The sequence below is a fragment of the Pseudomonas sp. FDAARGOS_761 genome (genome assembly GCF_013343155.1).
Taxonomy (GTDB): domain Bacteria; phylum Pseudomonadota; class Gammaproteobacteria; order Pseudomonadales; family Pseudomonadaceae; genus Pseudomonas; species Pseudomonas aeruginosa.
The window spans coordinates 4,681,418-4,702,737 of sequence record NZ_CP054572.1 but is presented as its reverse complement, the minus strand read 5'-3'; the positions used below and the strand labels follow the sequence as shown (position 1 = coordinate 4,702,737).

The window sequence follows — 21,320 nt, the reverse complement described above, 5'->3', positions numbered from 1 at the left end:
GGCGACCGCCGTCGAGGGGGGAGACGGGGCGCCAGCCGGAGCCTGCAATCTAAGGGCTGGGGCGGGGGTAAAACAGCTTCAGGTCGATATGGAATTTGGGTATCAGATGGGGCAGGGGAAGGCGTTCGCGCAGGGCGGCGGCGCATACCGGGATGGGGGACGCGAGCCGATCATGGCGGATGACCGCGCGCGGTTATCCGCCCTACGCCGGGGTGGCTTTCCGTGTGCGGGGCGTCATCCCGCCAGCGACTGGGCGATCCGCCCGAGGGTCTCCATCGCCTTCTCCTGCCGCGCGCTCCACGGGTGCCCGTAGTTGAGCCGGGCGCAATGGGCGAAGCGGCGGGTGGCGGAGAAGATCGGCCCCGGGGCGAGACTGATGCCCTGGGCCAGGGCCAGTTGGAACAGGCGCAGCGAGTCGACCGCCTCGGGCAACTCCAGCCAGAGGAAGTAGCCGCCGCTGGGACGGCTGACCCGGGTCTGCTCGGGGAAGTAGCGCGCCACCGCCGCGAGCATGGCGTTCTGCTGGGTCTCCAGGGCGTAGCGCAGCTTGCGCAGGTGGCGGTCGTAGCCGCCGTGCTGGAGATAGTCGGCGATGGCCGCCTGGGCCGGGATCGACGCCGACAGGCTGGTCATCAGCTTCAGTCGCTCGATCTGCTCGGCGTAGCGTCCGCCGGCCACCCAGCCGACCCGGTAGCCCGGCGCCAGGCTCTTGGAGAAGGAACTGCAGTGCATCACCAGGCCTTCCTGGTCGTAGGCCTTGACCGGCTTCGGCGCCTGCTGGCCGAAGTACAGCTCGGCGTACACGTCATCCTCGATCATCGGCACCTGGTGGCGCGCCAGCAGCTCGGCGAGGGCGCGTTTCTTCTCGTCGTCCATGCTCGCGCCCATCGGGTTCTGGAAGTTGCTCATGAACCAGCAGGCCTTGATCGGCAGGCGCTCCAGGCTGTCGGCGAGCACTTCCAGGTCGATGCCTTCGCGCGGATGCACGGGGATTTCCACCGCCTTCAGCTTCAACCGTTCCAGCACCTGCAGGGTGGCGTAGAACGCCGGCGCCTCGATGGCCACCAGGTCGCCGGGACGGGTGACCACCTGCAGGCAGAGGTTGAGTGCCTCCAGCGCGCCGTTGCTGATGACCAGTTCTTCCACCGGCAGCAGCAGGCCGCCGACCATGTAGCGCAGGGCGATCTGGCGGCGCAGGCCATGGTTGCCCGGCGTCATGTCGGCGACCACCGACTGCGGGTCCATGTCGCGCACCGCATGGGCCATCGAGCGCGCCAGGCGCGGCAGGGGAAACAGTTGCGGACTGGGGAACGCCGAGCCGAAGGGCACGGTGTCCGGGTCCTTGATCGAACTGAGTACGGAGAACACCAGCTCGCTGACGTCGACCTCGGTGGCGTCGGCCTGGCGCGGGCTGATCTCCGGTTCCGGCAGCGGCCGCTGCACGTGCTGGCAGACGAAGTAGCCGGAGCGTGCGCGGGCCATGATCAGCCCACGGCTTTCCAGCAGGTAGTAGGCCTGGAACACGGTTGAAGCGCTGACCCCGTAGGTACGGCTGGCGTGCCGTACCGAGGGCACCTTCTGCCCGGGGGCGAGGACGCCGGTGCGGATCAGCTCGGCAATCTCGTCGGCGAATTTCTCGTAGCGCTTCATCTTGTCCTGGCCGCTGTCCTGGCTGGCCGTGGGCACGGCCGCTGGCGCCCACTCTATGCGCGCCGGGACCGTGTTGTCATGCCTCATCGCGGCCTCCTCAGCGCGCCGGCGAAACGAAGGTGCTGGTGCTGCCGACCGCCAGGCTCGGGTCGTCGATGCCGCGCAGGCTGAACGCCAGCGGTTGCGAGCCGGCCCTGGCGCGTTCGGCGGTAGAGGCCACCGACACCGGGAAGTCGAGGATCTCGCCGGGCTTCAGGCTCAGGGTGTGCTCGCCCTGCAGGCGGAACTCCGGTGCGTCGTCGAGTTGCAGGCGATAGCGCTGCGGCTGCTGGGTCTTGTTGATGACCTTGAGGGTGTAGATGTTCTCGATCTGCCCGGCGGCGTTCTCGCGGAACAGCCCACGGTCGCGGGTCACGTCCAGCGAGGCCAGCGGGCGGGCATCCAGGGCGACGACGAAGGCGCCGATCATCGCCAGCATCACCGCCGCGTAGCCGACCAGGCGTGGACGCAGGAAACGGGTCTGGCCACCTTCCAGGGCGCGTTCCGAGGTGTAGCGCACCAGGCCGCGTTCATAGCCCATCTTGTCCATGATCGAGTCGCAGGCGTCGACGCAGGCGGCGCAGCCGATGCAGGCGATCTGCAGGCCGTCGCGGATGTCGATGCCGGTGGGGCAGACCTGCACGCACTGCTGGCAATCGATGCAGTCGCCGAGCCCCTGGGCGCGCGGATCGCTGCCTTTCTTGCGGGCGCCGCGGGATTCGCCGCGGGCGGCGTCGTAGGACACGATCAGGGTGTCCTTGTCGAACATCACGCTCTGGAAGCGTGAGTAGGGGCACATGTGGATGCACACCTGCTCGCGCAGCCAGCCGGCGTTGACATAGGTGGCGGCGGTGAAGAACAGCACCCAGAACAGGCTTTCCAGGTCCAGCTGGAAGCTGAACAGGTCGGCCACCAGCGGTCGCACCGGAGTGAAGTAGCCGATGAAGGTGACCGCCGTGACCAGGCTCACACCCAGCCACAGCGCGTGCTTGGCCGTCTTGCGCAAGAGCTTGGCGGCGCTCGCCGGACCCTGGTCGAGCTTGATCCGCGCGTTGCGGTCGCCCTCGGTGACCTTCTCGCACCACATGAACACCCAGGTCCATACGCTCTGCGGGCAGGTATAGCCGCACCAGACGCGGCCGGCGAACACGGTGATGAAGAACAGGCCGAAGGCGGCGATGATCAGCAGCGCCGAGAGCAGGATGAAGTCCTGCGGCCAGAAGGTCGCGCCGAAAATGTAGAACTTGCGCTCGGGCAGGTCCCAGAGCACCGCCTGGCGGCCGTTCCAGTTCAGCCACAGGGTGCCGAAGAACAGCAGGAACAGCAGGCCGCCGCCGAGGCGGCGGAAGTTGCGGAACAGACCGGTGAAGCTGCGGGTGTAGATCGGGCCGTTCACCGCCGACGGCAGCTTGCCGGGCGCGGGCGGCTGTTTCGACGGAGCGGCCGGTACGGCGGGCTCGACCTGGATCGCGGGAATTCTTTCGCTCATTTTTCGTAGGCCCATCAGGCTGGAGAGGCGGTTGCGACTATAGGAACCGGCTGATGGGCGAAACAGCGGCAGATCGAGCGGGAAAAACCGTATCAGATGCCTCCCGAAAGCAGCGGCCCAGCATTGCCGCGGGTTGCCGGGCGACCTCCGGCAGTACAGATATGCGCCCCGTGGCAACCGGTCGCAGGCGGCGCGAATTCGCCGTCGTCGGCCATCTGATGTGTTTTTTTCGGCGGAATCTGCCGCTGTTTCGCTGTCTGTACGCGGGCGATAGTGGGTGCCAGTGAACACCGGCCCATCCTGTCGCCAGAAACAGGGGCGCAGCCGGTCCCCGGTTTCTTCGCCACCCACCCTGCCCGTCATCGGTGGAGAAACCCTGTCGATGAGGGCTTTGCGATGTACCAGTACGATGAATACGACCAGGCGCTGGTGAGCGAGCGGGTGGCGCAGTTCCGCGACCAGATCGCCCGCCGCCTCGACGGCGAACTGAGCGAGGAGGAGTTCCTCCCGCTGCGCCTGCAGAACGGCCTGTACCTGCAGAAGCACGCCTACATGCTGCGCGTGGCGATTCCCTACGGCACCCTCTCGTCGCCGCAACTGCGCGCGCTGGCGCATGTCGCCCGCTACTACGACCGCGGCTACGGGCACTTCACCACGCGGCAGAACATCCAGTTCAACTGGATCGAGCTGGAGCAGGTCGGCGACATCCTCGAACACCTCGCCGGCGCGCAGATGCATGCGATCCAGACCTCCGGCAACTGCGTGCGCAACATCACCACCGAAGCCTTCGCCGGGGTCGCCGCGGACGAATGGACCGACCCCCGGCCGCTGGCCGAGATCCTGCGCCAGTGGTCGACGGTGAACCCGGAGTTCCTGTTCCTCCCGCGCAAGTTCAAGATCGCCCTCAGTTCGGCGGTGGAAGACCGCGCCGCGGTGCAGATGCACGACATCGGCCTGTACCTTTACCGCCACCCCGACGCCGGCGAGTTGCGCCTGCGGGTCCTGGTCGGCGGCGGCCTGGGACGCACGCCGATGCTCGGCCAGGTGATCCGCGACGACCTGCCCTGGCAGCACCTGCTGTCCTACGTCGAGGCGATCCTGCGGGTCTACAACCGCTACGGCCGGCGCGACAACAAGTACAAGGCGCGGATCAAGATCCTGGTCAAGGCGCTGGGCATCGAGGCTTTCGCCCGCGAGGTGGAGGAAGAGTGGCAGCACCTGCGCGACGGCCCGGCGCAACTGACTGCCGAGGAGTGCCAGCGGGTCGCCGAGCGCTTCGTATTGCCGCGCTACCTGCCGCCGGCCGACGGCGAGCTGGCCTACGGCAGCGCCCGTGCGGCCGATCCGGCCTTCGCCCGCTGGGCCTCGCGCAACGTCCAGGCGCACAAGGTGCCGGGCTACGCCTCGGTGGTGCTGTCGACCAAGCCCGGCGCCAGCGCGCCGCCGGGCGACGTCACCGCGGAGCAGATGGAACGCGTCGCCGACTGGGCCGAGCGCTACGGTTTCGGCGAGATCCGCGTGGCCCACGAACAGAACCTGGTGCTCCCCGACGTGCGCCTGGAGAACCTCCACGCGCTGTGGCGCGAGGCCTGCGCAGCCGGCCTCGGCACGCCTAACCAGGGCCTGCTCAGCGACATCATCGCTTGTCCCGGCGGCGACTACTGCGCGCTGGCCAACGCCAAGTCGATCCCCATCGCCCAGGGCATCCAGCAGCGCTTCGAGGACCTCGACCACCTGCACGACATCGGCGAGCTGAGCCTGAACATCTCCGGCTGCATGAACGCCTGCGGCCACCACCACATCGGCAACATCGGCATCCTCGGCGTCGACAAGAACGGCAGCGAGTGGTACCAGGTCACCCTCGGCGGCGCCCAGGGCAAGGACAGCGCGCTGGGCAAGGTGATCGGGCCATCGTTCAGCGCTGCCGAGGTGCCGGCGGTGATCGAGCGGATCGTCGAAACCTTCACCGACCTGCGGGTCGGCCCGGAACGTTTCATCGACACCTTCAACCGGGTCGGCCTGGAGCCGTTCAAGGCCCGGGTCTACGCCAGGATGGAGGAACCGGCATGAACAACCTGATCCGTTTGCGCGATGGCGTCGCCGAGGTCTGCCGCGACGATCCCTGGCAACTCCTGCGCGAGTTGCCCGACGCGCTGCCGCCGGGGCCGTTGCTGCTGCCTCTGGCGGCCTGGCTGGAGCGCCGCGGCGAGGCCGGAGCCGCCGCGCCCTGGCTGGCGCCGGACGATGAGGTGGAAGCCTTGCTGCCGCACTTCGCCGAGCTGCCGCTGATCGCCGTCGACTTCCCCAGCTTCCGCGACGGCCGTGGCTACAGCCTGGCCTACCTGCTGCGCGTGCGCCTGGGCTGGAGCGGCGAGTTGCGCGCAGTGGGCGACGTGTTGCGCGACCAGCTCAGCCATATGCGCCAGTGCGGCTTCGATGCCTTCGCGGTGCGCGAGGACAAGAACGTCGAGGACGCGCTCAAGGGGCTGGCGGGCTTGAGCGTGCTCTACGGCCGCTCGGCGATCGAGCCGCGACCGTTGTTCCGCCGACGCTAGGCATACGCTCCCGGACCGACGCCGATACCTGCCGCAACGCCGACCTGGCCCCTCTCCCGCAGCGGGAGCGAGGCGCGCCCCTCAGCCGTAGACCGAGGAGCTGGCGGACGGCGCCGGCGCGCCGCCCTTGAAGCGCCCCGCCAGCTCGCGCAGCGAACGCATCAGCAGGCTGGTGTCCACGCCCACCGCGACGAACGCGCAGCCCAGCTCCAGGTAGCGCCGCGCCAGCGCCTCGTCGGCGGAGAGGATGCCGGCGGCCTTGCCGGCCGCGCGGATGCGGCGGATGGCGTCCTCGATGGCCGCCTGCACCTCGGGATGGCCGGGATTGCCGCGATGGCCCATGGCTGCGCTGAGATCGGCCGGACCGATGAACACGCCGTCGACGCCCTCGACGGCGGCGATCGCGTCGAGGTTGGCCAGGCCCTCCAGGTTTTCCACCTGGACCAGCAGGCACATCTGCTCGTCGGCGTGGTCCAGGTATTCCGCCACGCTGTTCCAGCGCGAAGCCCGGGCCAGCGCACTGCCGACCCCGCGCACGCCCGCCGGCGGATAGCGCACGGCGCGCACCAGGCCTTCGGCCTGGGCGGCGCTGTCGACCATCGGTACCAGCAGGGTCTGTGCGCCGATGTCGAGCAATTGCTTGATCAGCGCGGTGTCGCCCTGCACCGGGCGAATCACCGGCTGGCCGGGGTAGGGCGCCAGCGCCTGCAACTGGCCGAGCAGGCTGCGCAGGTCGTTGGGCGCGTGCTCGCCGTCCAGCAGCAGCCAGTCGAAGCCGGCGTTGGCGGCCAGCTCCGCGCAGTAGGGATCGGCCAGGCCGAGCCACAGGCCGATCTGCGCCTCGCCGCTGCGCAGGCGTTGCTTGAAGCGATTGACGGGCAGGTCCATGGAAATACCTCCTCAGACGAAACGGCAGGAGATGCTGCCGAGCAGATCGTAGTCGACGTGGAAGGTGTCCCCCGGCGCGGCCGCCACCGGGCGGGTGAAGGAGCCGCCGAGGATCACCTGGCCGGCCTCCAGGCAGACGCCGTAGGGCGCCAGCTTGTTGGCCAGCCAGGCGACGCCCTTGGCCGGGTGGTTGAGCACCGCGGCGGAGACGCCAGACTCCTCGATCACGCCATTGCGGTAGAGGATCGCCGGTACCCGCCGCAGGTCGATATCGCCTGGCCGCACGGCCCGGCCGCCCATCACCACGCCGGCGTTGGCGGCGTTGTCGGAGATGGTGTCGAAGACCTTGCGCGTGACTTTCGTTTGCGGGTCGACCTGCTGGATGCGCGCATCGATGATCTCCAGTGCCGGGATCACCCACTCGGTGGCCTCGAGCACGTCGAACAGGGTGCAGCCCGGACCCTTCAGCGGCTTGCCGAGGATGAACGCCAGCTCCACCTCGACCCGCGGCACGATGAAGCGCTGGAAGGGGATGTCGCTGCCCTCCTCGAAGAACATGTCGTCGAGCAGCGAGCCGTAGTCCGGTTCGCTGATGTTCGACGAGACCTGCATGGCGCGCGAGGTCAGGCCGATCTTGTGGCCCTTGAGCACGCGCCCGTCGGCGATCTTGCGCTCGACCCAGGCGCGCTGGATGGCGTAGGCGTCCTCGATGGCGATGTCCGGGTAGTCGAGGGAGAACTGCCTTACCTGCTGGCGCGAGCGTTCGGCGGCGTCGAGGCGGTTGGCGGCTTCCTGGATCAGACGGGGATCGAGCATGGTCGGGGTCTCTCGGTTCAGCGTGGGTTGACCACGGCGGCGGGGGTCCGCAGGACCAGGCCGGCGCCGAGGGCGATGAGGATGGCCAGCAGGTACAGGGCCAGGCTGGCGCTCTGGGTGGTGTCGCGCATCCAGCCGATCAGGTAGGGCGCGAGGAAGGCGGCGATGCTGCCGAAGGAACTGATCAGGGCGATTCCGGCGGCCAGGGTGGCGCTGGAAAGGAAGGCCGGCGGCAGTTGCCAGAACATCGGCAGGGCGGCGCTGGCGCCCATCCCGGCGATCACCAGGCCGCCCATCACCAGCCAGGCGCTGGTCGGTGCCAGGGCCGCCAGGCTGAGCCCGGCGGCGGCCATCAGCAACGGAATGCCCAGGTGCCAGCGGCGCTCGCGCAGGCGGTCGGAGGAACGGCCGATGAAGATCATGAAGGCGCAGCCGGCGAGATAGGGCACCGCGCTGAGCATGCCGATGCGGCTGTCCTGGGCGATGCCGGCACCATGGATCAGGCTCGGCATCCAGAACGCGATGGTGTTCACCGCCAGCATCACCGCGAAATAGATCGCCACCAGCAGCCACACCTGCGGATTGCTGAAGATGCCGGAGAAGGAGGTGATGGTCTTGCGCTGCTCCTCGCCGGCCAGTTCCTCGCGCAGCAGGTGCTTCTGTTCGTCGCTGAGCCACGTCACCCGTTCGAAGCTTTCCGGCAGCGAGCACCAGACCACCACGCCGAGCAACACAACCGGCAGGCCTTCGATCAGGAACATCCACTGCCAGCCGCGCAGTCCGAGGGCGTCATGGAAGCCTTCTAGGATCCAGCCCGAAAGCGGTCCGCCGATCACCCCGGCCATGGGCACGGCGATGGCGAACAGAGCGGTGATCTGCCCGCGTCGGCGCGCCGGGAACCAACGGTTCAGGTAGACCAGGATTCCGGGGAAGAAGCCGGCCTCGGCGACCCCCAGGAGAAAGCGCAGCAGGTAGAAGCCGCGTGCGGTCTCCACCAGCAGCATGGCGGTGGAGAGACAGCCCCAGACCAGCATCAGGCAGGCGATCCAGCGGCGCGGGCCGATCCGTTCCAGCATCAGGTTGCTGGGCAGGCCGAACAGCGCATAGGCGATGAAGAATAGCCCGGCGCCGAGACCGTAGACGGTGTCGCTGAAGTGCAGGTCGGCGCTCATCTGCAATTTGGCGAAACCGATGTTGATGCGGTCCAGATGGGCGAAGACGTAGCACACCAGCAGCAGCGGCATCAGCCGCCAGGTGACGCGGTCGTGGGTGCTGTCGCTGAGAGGCAGGGTGGTGCTGTTCAGGGTGCTGGCTGTGCTCATGATCTTGTACTTTTTGTGAGCGCCCGGACGTCCCGGCGACCTGTCGGTGGCCGGGAGGCGAGCTGGGTGAGTGCAGCGTTATGGCGGGCCGGTCAGTCCGCCGGGTTGTTCAGGAATTCATGCACGTTGTTGCGCTTGTAGTTCAGCTCCGCGTCCAGTTCGGTGAGTTCGAAGGACAGCGCCAGCAGGCGTCGCGCCTGGAGCTCGGCGAAGTGCGCGGTGATCACCTCGAAAAGTGCCTCGGCGACTTGCCGGCGAGTCTCCAGGTCGCGACCGGCGCCGACTTTCAGGGTCATGTGGACGAAGGCGTAGTCGTGCCTGCCGTCGGCCATGCGCCAGGTGTCCAGGCGCACGCCGCGGCTGCGGATGCCGCCGAGCGGGAACACGCCGCTGGCGCCGAGGCAGGCATGGACCTTCTCGAACAGGCCGGGCAGGTCGGCTTCGGCTTCGATGTTGTCGGTGTATTCGGCGATGAAGTGCGGCATGGTGGCGTCCTCAGAGGCGGCTGGCGCAACTGGCGCCGGCCGGGTTGCCGGCTTGGGCGGCGGGGATCGCCGAGCCGTCCTGGGCGGTGACCGGGAATACCGCGTTGATCTGCCCGGTGCCGGAGGAGCCGAAGTAGGGCGTCACCACCTCCGCCTTGCCGTCGTAGGCCGACCAGCCGAGGGCGCCGAGGAGCATCGCGGTGTCGTGCATGAAGCCTTCGCCATGGCCCTTGGAGGCGTACTCCGGGAGCATCCCGCAGAACTCCGCCCAGCGGCCTTCCTGCCACATCTGCACGACTTCATGGTCGAGGACCTCGAGGAACGGGCTCCAGATGCGGTCGGAGAAGTCCGGCGCCTGGCCGTTCTGGGCGAAGCGGTGGGACAGTGAGCCGCTGGCGAGGAACGCCACCGTGCCGTCGTAGTGCTCTTCCACCGCCTTGCGCATGGCCCAGCCCAGGCGCGCGCTATCGTTCAGGTAATGCACGGTGCACAGGGCAGAGACCGAGACCACCTTGAAGTGGCGGTCCTGGTTCATGTAGCGCATCGGTACCAGGGTGCCGTACTCCGGGCCGAGGGTAGTGGCGTCGTGGGCCAGGGTTTCCACGCCGAGCGCGTTGCAACCCTCGGCGAGGATGCGGCCCAGCTCCGGGTTGCCGGGGAAGCCGTACTCCATGTTGGCGATGAAGTGCGGCAGCTCGTTGCTGGTGTAGAGCCCCTCGAAGTGCGGCGCGCAGTTGATGTGGTAGCCGGCGTTGACCAGCCAGTGGGTGTCGAACACTACGATGGTGTCGACCCCCAGTTCGCGGCAGCGCCGGCCGATCTCGCGGTGCCCGTCGATCGCCGGCTGGCGGCAGCCGTGGCGCGGGCCGGGCAGCTCGGACAGGTACAGCGAGGGTACGTGGGTGATCTTGGCAGCCAGAGCGACTTTGCCCATGACGATTCTCCTGGTGGCCCGTTGGGCCTGGCAGCGGGCGCGGCCGTTGGCGGCTGGCCCGGATTCTTCTGATTGTGTCTGCACGCCGGCGCTGCTGGCGGCCTCGGGCGGCCGCTCTGCACGAGCGCGCCCTACACGCCCCAGCGGGGGATGTGATGGCTGCCCATGGATATACACACGTTCTTGATCTCGGCGAATACCTCGAAGCTGTATTCCCCGCCTTCGCGTCCGGTGCCCGAGGCCTTCACTCCGCCGAACGGCTGGCGCAGGTCGCGCACGTTCTGGCTGTTGATGAAGACCATCCCGGCCTCGATGCCGCGTGCCAGGCGATGGGCCTTGCCGATGTCCTGGGTCCAGATGTAGGAGGCCAGGCCGTATTCCACGTCGTTGGCCAGGCGCAGCGCCTCGGCTTCGTCCTTGAACGGGATCAGGCAGACCACCGGGCCGAAGATCTCCTCCTGGGCGATGCGCATGCGGTTGTCCACGTCGGCGAACACCGTGGGCTGGATGAACTGCCCCTTGCTCAGGTGCGCCGGCAGGCCGGCCGGACGCTCCAGGCCGCCGGCCACCAGGGTGGCGCCTTCCTCGAGGCCGATGCGGATGTAGCCGGTGACCTTGTCGTAGTGGGCCTGGGTGATCATCGAGCCGACCTGGGTCTTCGGGTCCTGCGGATCGCCGACGATCAGGCGCCTGGCGCGCGCGGCGAACTCGGCGACGAACTGCGGGTAGACGCTTTCCTGGACGAAGATGCGACTGCCGGCGGTGCAGCGCTCGCCGTTCAGCGAGAAAATGGTGAACAGAGCGGCGTCCAGCGCCCGCTCGAGGTCGGCGTCTTCGAAGACCAGCACCGGCGACTTGCCGCCCAGTTCCATCGAGTATTTCTTGATACCGGCCGCCTCCATGATCCGTCGCCCGGTGGCGGTGCCGCCGGTGAAGGACACCGCGCGCACGTCGCGGTGGCGGACCAGCGCGTCGCCGGCGCTGGCGCCGTAGCCCTGGACCACGTTGAACACCCCCGGCGGAATGCCCGCCTCGTGCACCAGGCGGCCCAGCTCGTTGGCGGTCAGCGGCGACAGCTCGGACATCTTCAGCACCGCCGTGTTGCCCAGCGCCAGGCACGGCGCGGTCTTCCAGGTGGCGGTCATGAACGGTACGTTCCACGGCGAGACCAGGCCGCAGACGCCCACCGGCTGGTACAGGGTGTAGTTGAGCATCTGGTCGTCGACCGGATAGCTGTGCCCGTTCATCCGCGTGCAGACTTCGGCGAAGAACTCGAAGTTGTGCGAGGCGCGCGGGATCAGCACGTTCTTCGTCTGGTGGATCGGCAGGCCGGTGTCGAGGGTCTCAAGTTCCGCCAGGTGCGGCACGTTCCGGTCGATCAGCTCGCCGAGCCGGCGCATCAGGCGCGCGCGCTCCTTGGCCGGGGTATTGGCCCATTTCGGGAAGGCTTCCCGGGCCGCCGCCACCGCCGCGTCGATTTCCGCCGCGCCGCCGCTGGCGACCTCGCCGATCAGCTCGCCGGTGGCCGGGTTGTAGTTCTCGAAGACGTCCTTGCTTTCGACCTCGCGGCCATTGATCCAGTGTTTGATCATTCTGCGTGCTCCTGTGCGCGGGCGCGGAAGAATTCGGCCTCGCTGACGATTCGGTTGACCAGGCGACCGACGCCTTCCACCTCCACCACCACTTCGTCGCCGGGGACCACGTCGGACAGGCCTTCCGGGGTGCCGGTGGCGATCATGTCGCCCGGCTGCAGGGTCATGAAGCTGGAGAAGTATTCGATCAGGTAGGGAATGTCGAAGATCATGTCCGCGGTGCTGCCTTCCTGGCGCAGCTCGCCGTTGACCCAGGTGCGCAGGGTCAGCCGGTTCGGCTCGGGAACCTCGGCCGCGTCGACGATCCACGGCCCCACCGGGGTGGTGGCGTCGCGGTTCTTCACCCGCAGGTTGGGCCGGTAGTAGTTCTCCAGGTAGTCGCGGATCGCGTAGTCGTTGCACACCGTGTAGCCGGCCAGGTAGCCGAGGGCGTCCTCGCGGCGGACGTTGCGCGCCGGCTTGCCGATCACTGCCACCAGTTCGCACTCGTAGTGCATGTAGTCGACGTTGTCCGGACGCCAACTGACCTGGCGGTGGCCGGTGTAGGTGCCCGGCGACTTGATGAACGCCAGCGGTTCGCTGGGCGCCTTGAACGACAGTTCGGCGGCATGGTCGGCGTAGTTCAGGCCGAGGGCGAACATGCTCCCGGTGGCCGGCGGCAGCCACTCCACCCGGTCCTCGGCGAGCAGGGTGCCGTCGGCCAGGCGGACGGCGTTGGCGTCTTCCACGGTGACCTGGTGAACCCGGCCCTGGTAGCGGATGCGTGCGTGTTTCATGGTCGGTTCCTCATTCCGCGACGATGCTGTTGACGAGGCGGCCGAGGCCGTCGATCTCGACCTCGACGCGGTCGCCGGGATGCACGTCGACGCGCCCTTCGGGGGTGCCGGTGATCAGCACGTCGCCGGCGTGCAGGGTCATGAACTCGCTGATCTCGGCGATCAGCCGCGGGATGTCGCGCACCAGGTTGGCGGTGTTGTTGCGCTGGCGCAGTTCGCCGTTGACGTACAGCTTCAACTCCAGCGCATGGGGATCGGCGATCTCCTGCGCCGGCACCAGTTGCGGACCGAACGGGCAGAAGCCGTCGCGGCACTTGGCTTTCACCGCCGGGCGGTAGTAGCTGTCTTCCGGCAGGCTGAACTCGTTGACGATCACGTAGCCGGCGACATGTGCCATGGCCTCTTCCTCCTTCACCCGGCTGGCGTCGCGAGCGATCACCACGCCCAGCGCCGGGCCCGGTTGCAGGTGCTCGACGCCGCGCGGGAAGAGCACCGGGGCGTCGTGCTCGTTGCGGGTATTCGGTGTCTTGATGAACAACACCGGCTTCACCGGCGGCTTCTGGTAGGGCGGCTGCTGGAACTCCGGCAGGCGGCTGTCGAGCAGGCCCTTGTAGTTCAGCGCGACGCCGAACAGGGTGCCGGCGGCGAGGTCATTCAGTGCGCGGCTCATTGTGGTGGTGTCTCCTGGCGCGATAAGCGAACGGCGAGGGGGCCGTCCTGGCGAAAACTCGTTAATGTGTTAACGTTATATTTAACATGTTAATGATCGTCAACCCCGGCTGCTGCGCCATTCGTCCCGGGGAGGTGGCAAGAGGCGCCGTCTGCGGTATACGGATGCCCGCGACGGCTTGCGTGCGCAGCCGGGAAGAACAACAAAGAGAAGATCGCCATGCCAGAGCGCCAGCCGATCCCCAACATCAACATCGGGCAGGTCTACGACCAGCGCTATGCCGACGCCGAGGTGCACTACGATGCGCTGGGCAACCTGGCCGGATTCTTCGGCCGTAACATGCCGGCGCACCGGCACGACCGTTTCTTCCAGGTGCACTACGTGAAGAACGGCGCGGTGCGGGTCTATCTCGACGAGCGCCAGTACCTGGAGTCGGGGCCGATGTTCTTCCTCACCCCGCCGACCGTGCCGCACGCCTTCGTCACCGAGGCGGACGCCGATGGCCATGTGCTGACCGTGCGCCAGCAACTGGTGTGGAGCCTCACCGAGGCCGAGCCGGGCCTGGCGCCCGGCCCGCAGGTGGCGCCGGCCTGCGTGGCGCTGGGCAACCTGGAGGGCGGCGCGGCCGAGGAGGCGGCGCGCCTGGCGCTGCTCTTCGAGCAGTTGCGCAGTGAGTCGATGGCCAGCCGTCCCGGCCGCCAGCAGACGCTGCTGGCGCTGACCCGCCTGGTCATGATCAGCCTGCTGCGTCTCTCGGCCAATTCGGTGGCTGCGCGGCCGATGCGCCACGAAGACCTGCAGATCTTCCAGCGCTTCAACGCGCTGATCGAGGAGCGCTATGCCGAGCACTGGCCGCTGTCGCTCTACGCCAGCCGAATCGGCGTCACCGAGGCGCGCCTCAACGACGTCTGCCGGCGCATCGCCGACCTGCCGTCGAAGCGCCTGGTGTACGAACGGCTTATGCAGGAGTCCAAGCGCCTGCTGCTGTTCACCGGCGGCTCGGTGAACGAGATCTGCTACCAGCTCGGCTTCAAGGACCCGGCCTACTTCAGTCGTTTCTTCGTGCGTTACGCAGGGCTCACCCCCAGCGCTTACCGCCAGCGACAGGCCGACGGGGAGTCCCGTCGCTGAGCGGGTGGGCGGGTATACTCGCGCTCCCACTCGAACAGGAAGCGTTTCTCCATGCATGATGCAGCCACCTCCATGCCGCCGCAGGCTCCCTCAACCTGGGCCGACTACCTTGCCGGCTACCGCTGGCGAGGGCAGGGCGAAGGATGTTCCGCGGCCACGGTCCACCGCCTGGAGGCTGCGCGGCGGCCGACCCTGTTCGTCAAGCAGGAAGTGCTGTCCGTACATGCCGAGCTGCCCGCCGAAATCGCCCGCCTGCGCTGGCTGCACGGTGCCGGCATCGACTGCCCGCAGGTGCTGAACGAAACCCAGAGCGACGGCCGGCAATGGCTGCTGATGAGCGCCGTGCCGGGGGACACGCTGTCCGCGCTGGCGCAGCGCGACGAGCTGGAGCCCGAGCGCCTGGTGCGCCTGGTGGCCGCCGCCCTGCGCCGGCTGCACGATCTCGATCCGGCCGCCTGTCCCTTCGACCATCGCCTGGAACGGCGCCTGGACACCGTGCGCCAGCGGGTCGAGGCCGGGCTGGTGGACGAGGCGGACTTCGATGACGACCATCGCGGTCGCAGCGCCACGGAGCTGTACCGCCTGCTCCTCGACCGGCGTCCGGCGGTCGAAGACCTGGTGGTCGCCCACGGCGACGCCTGCCTGCCCAACCTCTTGGCGGAGGGCCGGCGCTTCAGCGGCTTCATCGATTGCGGGCGGCTCGGCGTCGCCGACCGGCACCAGGACCTGGCCTTGGCCGCGCGGGACATCGAGGCCGAACTCGGCGCGACCTGGGCCGAGGCCTTCCTCGTCGAATACGGCGGCGATATCGACGGCGAACGGCTGGCGTACTTCAGGCTGTTGGACGAGTTCTTCTAGAGTAGGGCCGGTTCGGGTCCGGACTGGATTCGGCCTGCCGTTGCACGAAAACGAGGTACAACGGCATCGGCCACTATCGCCAACGCCACCGCGCGCCCTCGCTCGTTCCGCGGAGTCGCCGGCTCAGTTCAGCCGGTACTGCGCCAGTTCCTTCGCCGAAAGCACGCGCATCCGTTTGGGATCGGTGCTTTGCATGGCCTGTACCAAGGTGCTGGGGATATCCATTTCGCGGAAGTAGGCGGCGGAGTCGTAGCGCATGCCGTTGGCCGAGCGCGAGTGCAGCGAGTCGCCGTGGGCGTAGTAGGGACGGTGCAGGCCGACGTAGCCGCGTACGGTCTTGCGCTTGCCGGCCGCCAGCAGGTAGACGCAGGTGCCCTGGCAGACGCTGCTCGACGGCACCAGCGCATCGAAGCCGGATTCGCGCAGCAGGCGGCCCATGCGGATCGCCTCCGGCACGCTGCCGCCGATGCTGTTCAGCAGGAGCAGCTTGCGCGAGTAGGTTCCCGGATTGTTGCGCAAACCCTTGAGCAGCGTTTCGTAGTCGCCCGGCGCGATCTCCTCCGAGACGCGGACCGTCAGCACCCGCCCCATGCTCTTGTGTTGCAGCGAATGCACTTCGACCCTGGCCAGTGCGGGAGCCGCGCAGAACACGGCGAGGCAGGCGAAGACGGTCCGGAGGCGGAGGCGGGGCATGGAACGGGGCGATCCTGTCAGACGGCGATGGCTGCCGAAGATACCTGCAAGCGTTGCATTGTGCACGGTCCTCGTCGTCAGGACGAGGAGCCGGTCTCCGCCTGGCGCACCGGCAGGCGCAGGCAGAAGGTGATGACGTCGTCGCGGCAGTCCACGTCGATACGCCCCTGGTGGGCCTGGGCGATGGCCTGGGAGATGTACAGGCCGATACCGAGGCCGTTGCGGTTGCGCTGGTTGTCCGCCGACTCGCGCTTGAACGGTTCGAACAGGTTGGCCAGCTGCGCTTCGGAGAGGCCGCTGGTTTCGTTGAGCACGCTCAGGCACACCTCGTCGCCCTGGCGGGTCAGGGTGACCAGCACCGGCCGGCCGGGCAGGCCGTGATGACGGGCGTTGCTCAGCAGGTTGGCGGCGACCTGGGCGTAGCGGTCCGGGTCGACCACGGCACGAACCTGCGGGTCGATGGCGATCTCGATCACCAGGCCGGGATAGGCGACGTCGGTTTCGCAGACGATCTGCTGCACCAGTTGCGAGACGTCGGTGTCGACCGGGTTCACGGTGAGGCCGATGCCCGATTGCAGGCGGCTCATGTCGAGGATCTGGCTGACCAGCCGTTCCATGCGGCTGCTGGACGCGGAAATGTGTTGGCGCAGTTCGGTGGTGCGGGTGTCGCTGGAGGACAGCAGGGCCGCCGCCATGGAGATCGACTGCAACGGGTTGCGCAGGTCGTGGCCGAGCACCGCGATCAGGCGCTGGCGCATGCGGTCGACCTCGGCCGCATGGTTGAGGCACAGTTCCATCAGGTCCAGGCGCAGCTTTTCGGCGATCGCCAGGTCGGTTTCGCTCCAGGGCGTGGAGTGGCCGCGGACCACTTCCTCCCAGGCCTCGAACGAGCCGCGCGGGGTCAGCCGCGGGCCGGAGGGGCCGATGGTCAACAGCTTTTCCGGCTTGCCGCCCCAGCGGATGCGGTGCACTTCCTCGTGGCGGAACCAGAAGATCCAGCCCGATTCCTGGCGGTGGAAACGGATCGCCAGCACACCGCAGCAGTCGCCGCCGTCCGGAGAGTCCTCGCTGGGCTGCGGCCAGTTGTCGGTGTGGTAGATGTCCCGTTCCGGGTCGCGCTGCAGGCGTTGCAGGACATTCCCGGCCTGGCGCTCGAAGTCGCCGCGGATGCTCAGGGTGCGGCCGCCGAGCATGACCAGGGCGCCGTCGCAGGGAATCAGTGCGGCGATGCCATCGTCCGGGTGGGCCAGTGCGCCGAACAGGTCGTCGGCGTCCCGCGCGCGGCGAGCCAGGGCCAGCCTGCGCTCGGTGGACACGCGCAGCAGTTCGGCGATACGCCCCTGCTCCAGGCGCTCGACGATGGCGCTGCAGACCTGGGAGAAGATCTGGAACGACATGCGCACCGGGTAGGGAATCAGTTTGGGCGACATGTGATGGCAGGAGAACAGTCCCCAGAGCTTGCCGCCGACCACGATGGAGATGCTCATCGAGGCGCGCACGCCCATGTTGGTCAGGTATTCGCAGTGGATCGGCGAAACGCTGCGCAGCACGCTGTAGCTGAGATCGAACGATTCGTTGGTCTCCGGGTTCAGCGCGGGAAACACGCGCATCGGCGTATAGGCCACGTCGGCGATCAGCCTGATCGGGTTCTGGATGTACAGGCGACGCGCCTGGGCCGGGATGTCCGAGGCCGGGTAGCGTTGCCCCAGGTAGCTTTCGAGGTCTTCGCGACGGCTCTCGGCGACCACCTCGCCGGAGTCGTCATGACGGAAACGGTAGGCCATCACCCGGTCGTAGCCGGTCATCCGGCGCAGTTCGTCGGTGACGTTGCTGAGCAGGCTGGCGGTGTCGTTGTGCAACTGGACCTGGGCGATGATGCGCTGGGCGTTGAGGGTGAAGGAGGTGATCGACAGCGTGTCCGCGGTGCGGATCTCGAACTCCAGGTAGAACACTTCCTTGTAGCTGTGGCCGATCACGTCGAACAGGTGTTCGCCGATCCGCGTCTCGACGCTGTTCGACCATGGGCCGTTGCCGGTCAGTCCCTCTTCGAGCATGCGCAGGACCTCCGGCCCCACCTGCTCCGGCGTCAGGTAGGAACCCGGCGAGGCGACGAAACCCAGTAGCGCCTGGATGTTCTCGCTCGCCGCGAGGACCATGCCGTCCGCGCGCAGGGCGATCAGCGCCCCGTGCGGCTGGATCGCGCCAGGCACGTGGATGGGTTCGTCCTCGCAGTTCGCCAGGGTAACCGGGGTGATGCTCGTCATCTATCGTCCAGCCTGGTCTCCAGGCAGTCAGGCTTCGTCGAGAACCCATCGACGAAACGAAAGGAATGTAGCCTGTGCCGCATCCTGCGCAAGGCCGATGGCTTCGGGGCTGTCGATCTGCCGGGCGAGCTGTTCGAGAAACTCCTGCCAGCGCACCCCGGTGGCCTGGCCGTAGCCCCGCAACCACTGTAGCGGCAGACCGGGCAGGCGTGGAGCTAGTCGTTTGTAGAGATACGCGCCGCCCAGCGTCGCGCCTTCCATCACGTAGGCCACCCCGAAGACCTCCGCGGCCCGTGTCGCATTCGGCAGGTCGGCGCAGCGCGGTAGCGCCTCCACCTGCGCGCGGCTCATGCCGCCGGCCAGCAGGTCGCTTTCCAGCCAGGCGCTCTTGACCAGCCGCGCGTCGGCCCGCAGCGCCGCCGGCCAGCCGCTGCGGTTGTCGCGCAGCGCGCGCTCCAGGGGTTCGAGCCAGCCAAGGATACGTCCGGCATGGTCGAGGTAGGCGCGGTCGTCGAGATCGTCGTCGCCCAACGGCGAACGGCGGTCCAGTTCTGCGTGCAGGTCACGGGTGGCGTCGCGGAGCGCGGCGAGGGCTGGCGATGGAGATGGGGACATGAGGTCAGGGCCAGCGATTCGAGGCATGAACGGAAAAGAGTAGCAGGAAGCCGTACGCCCGGCTCGGAATAAATGGGCATCCCCGCGCGCGGCGCAGGGATGCCGGAGCGGGCGCGCTCAGGCCGCCTCGGTCTGCACCACCCGGTAGCAGGGGACGTAGGCCGCGCCGCCGGGCAGCTTCATCCGGTGCTGCTTGACGAAGGCCTGCAGCAGGCGGTCCAGCGGCAGCATCACCGCCGGGTCGCCGTGGATCTCGTAGGGCCCGTATTGCTCGATCATGCGGATGCCGTTGTCCTTGACGTTGCCGGCGACGATCCCGGAAAACGCGCGGCGCAGGTTGGCCGCCAACTCGTGGGGCGGCAGGCTGCGGCTGAGCTGGAGGCTGGCCATGTTCTCGTGGGTCGGCTCGAACGGGCGCTGGAAGCTTTCATCGATCTTCAGCATCCAGTTGAAGTGGAAGGCGTCGTTGCGCTCGCGGCGGAACTGCTTCACTTCCTTCAGGCCCTGGGCCATCTGCTTGGCCACCTCGGCCGGGTCGTCGATGACGATCCGGTAGTGGCGCTGCGCCGCATGGCCGAGGGTCGCCCCGACGAATTCATGGAGCTGCTGCAGGTAGGCTTCGGCGCTGCGGGGACCGGTGAGGATGACCGGGAAGGGCAGGTCCTGGTTGTCCGGGTGCATGAGGATGCCCAGCAGGTAGAGGAACTCCTCCGCGGTCCCGGCGCCGCCGGGGAAGATGATGACCCCGTGGCCGACGCGGACGAAGGCTTCCAGGCGCTTCTCGATGTCCGGCAGGATCACCAGTTCGTTGACGATCGGGTTCGGCGCCTCGGCGGCGATGATCCCCGGCTCGGTCAGGCCCAGGTAGCGGCCGCCGACGATGCGCTGCTTGGCGTGGCTGATGGTGGCGCCCTTCATCGGCCCCTTCATCACCCCCGGTCCGCAGCCGGTGCAGACATCCAGGCTGCGCAGGCCGAGTTCGTGGCCGACCCTCTTGGTGTACTTGTATTCCTCGCTGCTGATCGAGTGGCCGCCCCAGCACACGACGATCTTCGGCTCGACGCCGGGGCGCAGCGTACGGGCGTTGCGCAGCAGCTGGAAGACGTAGTCGGTGAGGCCCTGGGAGCTGTCCAGGTCGACGTGCTGGCTGTCCAGCCCGCTCTGGGTGTAGACGATGTCGCGCAGGGCGCTGAACAGCATCTCGCGGGTGCTGGCGATCATCTCGCCATCGACGAAGGCGTCGGCCGGCGCGTTGATCAGCTCCAGGCGCACGCCTCGGTCCTGCTGGTGGATACGCACCTCGAAGTCCTTGTAGGCGTCGAGGATGGTCTTGGCGTTGTCGCTGTGGGCGCCGGTATTGAGGATCGCCAGGGCGCACTGGCGGAACAGTTGGTAGGTCTTGCCGTTGGCGGTTTCGCTCAGTTGTTGCACTTCGCGTTGGGAGAGGGTTTCCAGCGTGCCTTTCGGACTGACCGAGGCGTTGATCACAGGGCGATGAGACATGTGCGATTCCATGCAGGGGATGCGGCGGCGTAGAAGAACCGCGGCATCCGGATAAGGGAGCGCCGGGCAGGTTGCGTGCCGGGGGAGAGGGCGATCAGCCGTCGGAGTGGGGCGACGAGGCAACCGTGCGCTGGGGCTTGGCTCCAGGGTCTTGGTTAAATGTAATAGCGAGAACCTGACTGATCTGACAAGGAAAATCTCGAATTTATCTGTCGCCGGCCTGGCACCGGGGAAATCCTGCCACTAGCCATGGGCGAAAAAATCCGGCATCGGCTGGGATAATCGACTCTTCTCCTGATATCGTTGCGTTTCCGCCGGATGCTCGGCCAGTCGAAGGGAGGAACGAAGCATGTCGTATGAACAGTCCAGCAGCGTACCTAGCGACTTTCTTTCCTCCTTTTTCCAAGAGCCTGTCATCCATGATCGAACTCAGAACCATCACCCGCGACGACTGGGAAACCTGCATTGACCTGAAGGTCGCCCGCCACCAGGCGCACTTCGTCGCTTCCAACCTCTATTCGCTGGCCCAGAGCCGCTTCCTGCCGGGGTTCCGCGCGGTCGGCATCCACCACGGCGGGCGCATGGTCGGCTTCGCCCTCTACGGCCCCGACGCCGACGACGGCCACTACTGGCTCTACCGCCTGATGATCGACCGCCGCTACCAGGGCAAGGGGCATGGCCGCGCCGCCCTGCAACGGATCATCGCCAGCGTGCGCCGGACGAGGCGGCGCAGCGATCGCCTGATGGTCGCCTACGCCGTCGACAACGACGTGGCTCGCCAGCTTTATCGGGACGCCGGCTTCGTCGAACAGGGCCTCGCGCCCTGGGGCGAGACGATGGCCTGCCTGATGCTGCCGGAGCCGTCCCATCGCTCCGGGAAGGTCGCCGGAGCGCCGGGCGGGCGTGCAGCGCACGGCGTCCCGGCGTAGAATCGCGGGATTCGGCAGTTCCCTCCAATACCTATAACGACCATCCAACGCACATCGCCGCCCCGGACCCTTGCGTCCGGGGCGTTTTCCGTCGTGCGTGGCGAGGGTCGC

General features: G+C 67.7%; 19 protein-coding genes. 5 read left to right on the top strand and 14 right to left on the bottom strand.

The annotated features are described in order from the left end of the window. Positions 1-234: 234 nt before the first annotated feature. Together mapR and ccoG are read right to left on the bottom strand one after the other, a co-directional pair. The gene (gene mapR / locus FOC67_RS21845) at positions 235-1,650 is read right to left on the bottom strand and encodes a GntR family transcriptional regulator MpaR (protein ID WP_003101248.1); all 1,416 of its coding nucleotides are present in this window, start codon (positions 1,648-1,650) and stop codon (positions 235-237) included. A 97-nt stretch (positions 1,651-1,747) separates the two neighbouring features. Continuing rightward, on the bottom strand, positions 1,748-3,469 hold the full coding sequence (gene ccoG, locus FOC67_RS21840) for a cytochrome c oxidase accessory protein CcoG (RefSeq protein ID WP_079993372.1): 1,722 nt from the start codon (positions 3,467-3,469) through the stop codon (positions 1,748-1,750). A gap of 105 nt (positions 3,470-3,574) precedes the next feature. On the opposite strand from ccoG, the gene FOC67_RS21835 reads away from it, so the two are divergent. Together FOC67_RS21835 and FOC67_RS21830 are read left to right on the top strand one after the other, a co-directional pair. Beyond that, a complete protein-coding gene (locus tag FOC67_RS21835; protein WP_009313324.1) occupies positions 3,575-5,248 on the top strand; it encodes a nitrite/sulfite reductase in 1,674 nt (557 codons plus the stop codon). Then, on the top strand, positions 5,245-5,733 hold the full coding sequence (locus tag FOC67_RS21830) for a DUF934 domain-containing protein (RefSeq protein WP_003093457.1): 489 nt from the start codon (positions 5,245-5,247) through the stop codon (positions 5,731-5,733). The genes FOC67_RS21835 and FOC67_RS21830 overlap by 4 nt, the downstream gene beginning before the upstream one ends. Positions 5,734-5,814: 81 nt before the next feature. Here FOC67_RS21830 and hpaI read toward each other — a convergent pair whose 3' ends face one another. From hpaI to FOC67_RS21790, 8 genes are all read right to left on the bottom strand, one after another. Then, entirely contained in the window at positions 5,815-6,621 is an 807-nt protein-coding gene (gene hpaI / locus FOC67_RS21825) for a 4-hydroxy-2-oxoheptanedioate aldolase (protein ID WP_003093455.1), read from the bottom strand. Between the two features lie 12 nt (positions 6,622-6,633). Continuing rightward, complete coding sequence (gene hpaH / locus FOC67_RS21820) at positions 6,634-7,437, bottom strand: 2-oxo-hept-4-ene-1,7-dioate hydratase (protein WP_009313325.1); 804 nt, start codon at positions 7,435-7,437, stop codon at positions 6,634-6,636. Positions 7,438-7,454: 17 nt separating this feature from the next. Continuing rightward, positions 7,455-8,759: an MFS transporter gene (locus FOC67_RS21815; RefSeq protein ID WP_003101263.1), complete on the bottom strand. Its 1,305-nt coding sequence runs from the start codon at positions 8,757-8,759 to the stop codon at positions 7,455-7,457. A 92-nt stretch (positions 8,760-8,851) separates the two neighbouring features. Then, entirely contained in the window at positions 8,852-9,244 is a 393-nt protein-coding gene (locus tag FOC67_RS21810; RefSeq protein ID WP_003101265.1) for a 5-carboxymethyl-2-hydroxymuconate Delta-isomerase, read from the bottom strand. A gap of 10 nt (positions 9,245-9,254) precedes the next feature. Then, a complete protein-coding gene (hpaD, locus tag FOC67_RS21805; RefSeq protein WP_003093449.1) occupies positions 9,255-10,178 on the bottom strand; it encodes a 3,4-dihydroxyphenylacetate 2,3-dioxygenase in 924 nt (307 codons plus the stop codon). A 131-nt stretch (positions 10,179-10,309) separates the two neighbouring features. Beyond that, positions 10,310-11,770, bottom strand: a complete 1,461-nt coding sequence (gene hpaE, locus FOC67_RS21800) for a 5-carboxymethyl-2-hydroxymuconate semialdehyde dehydrogenase (RefSeq protein ID WP_003110130.1) — start codon at positions 11,768-11,770, stop codon at positions 10,310-10,312. Next, positions 11,767-12,546, bottom strand: coding sequence for a fumarylacetoacetate hydrolase family protein (locus tag FOC67_RS21795; protein WP_003110132.1), 780 nt, complete (start codon positions 12,544-12,546; stop codon positions 11,767-11,769). The genes hpaE and FOC67_RS21795 overlap by 4 nt, the downstream gene beginning before the upstream one ends. A 10-nt stretch (positions 12,547-12,556) precedes the next feature. Further along, complete coding sequence (locus FOC67_RS21790; RefSeq protein ID WP_009313326.1) at positions 12,557-13,216, bottom strand: fumarylacetoacetate hydrolase family protein; 660 nt, start codon at positions 13,214-13,216, stop codon at positions 12,557-12,559. Between the two features lie 219 nt (positions 13,217-13,435). On the opposite strand from FOC67_RS21790, the gene hpaA reads away from it, so the two are divergent. Both hpaA and FOC67_RS21780 read left to right on the top strand, forming a co-directional pair. Next, complete coding sequence (gene hpaA / locus FOC67_RS21785; RefSeq protein ID WP_003093443.1) at positions 13,436-14,347, top strand: 4-hydroxyphenylacetate catabolism regulatory protein HpaA; 912 nt, start codon at positions 13,436-13,438, stop codon at positions 14,345-14,347. A 51-nt stretch (positions 14,348-14,398) separates the two neighbouring features. After that, complete coding sequence (locus FOC67_RS21780; RefSeq protein ID WP_009313327.1) at positions 14,399-15,205, top strand: APH(3')-II family aminoglycoside O-phosphotransferase; 807 nt, start codon at positions 14,399-14,401, stop codon at positions 15,203-15,205. 123 nt (positions 15,206-15,328) lie between these two features. On the opposite strand, the gene FOC67_RS21775 is transcribed toward FOC67_RS21780, so the two are convergent. The 4 genes from FOC67_RS21775 to ppnN form a co-directional block, all read right to left on the bottom strand. Then, complete coding sequence (locus FOC67_RS21775; protein WP_009313328.1) at positions 15,329-15,898, bottom strand: hypothetical protein; 570 nt, start codon at positions 15,896-15,898, stop codon at positions 15,329-15,331. Positions 15,899-15,975: 77 nt separating this feature from the next. Continuing rightward, on the bottom strand, positions 15,976-18,162 hold the full coding sequence (gene bphP / locus FOC67_RS21770; protein WP_003137565.1) for a bacteriophytochrome BphP: 2,187 nt from the start codon (positions 18,160-18,162) through the stop codon (positions 15,976-15,978). 27 nt (positions 18,163-18,189) lie between these two features. After that, complete coding sequence (locus tag FOC67_RS21765) at positions 18,190-18,777, bottom strand: biliverdin-producing heme oxygenase (protein WP_003132314.1); 588 nt, start codon at positions 18,775-18,777, stop codon at positions 18,190-18,192. Positions 18,778-18,894: 117 nt separating this feature from the next. Continuing rightward, positions 18,895-20,280 carry a nucleotide 5'-monophosphate nucleosidase PpnN gene (gene ppnN / locus FOC67_RS21760; protein ID WP_003093432.1) on the bottom strand — a complete coding sequence of 462 codons (1,386 nt, stop codon included), beginning with the start codon at positions 20,278-20,280 and terminating at the stop codon, positions 18,895-18,897. 419 nt (positions 20,281-20,699) lie between these two features. On the opposite strand from ppnN, the gene FOC67_RS21755 reads away from it, so the two are divergent. Further along, positions 20,700-21,209, top strand: a complete 510-nt coding sequence (locus FOC67_RS21755) for an N-acetyltransferase (RefSeq protein ID WP_003101282.1) — start codon at positions 20,700-20,702, stop codon at positions 21,207-21,209. Positions 21,210-21,320 lie beyond the last annotated feature (111 nt).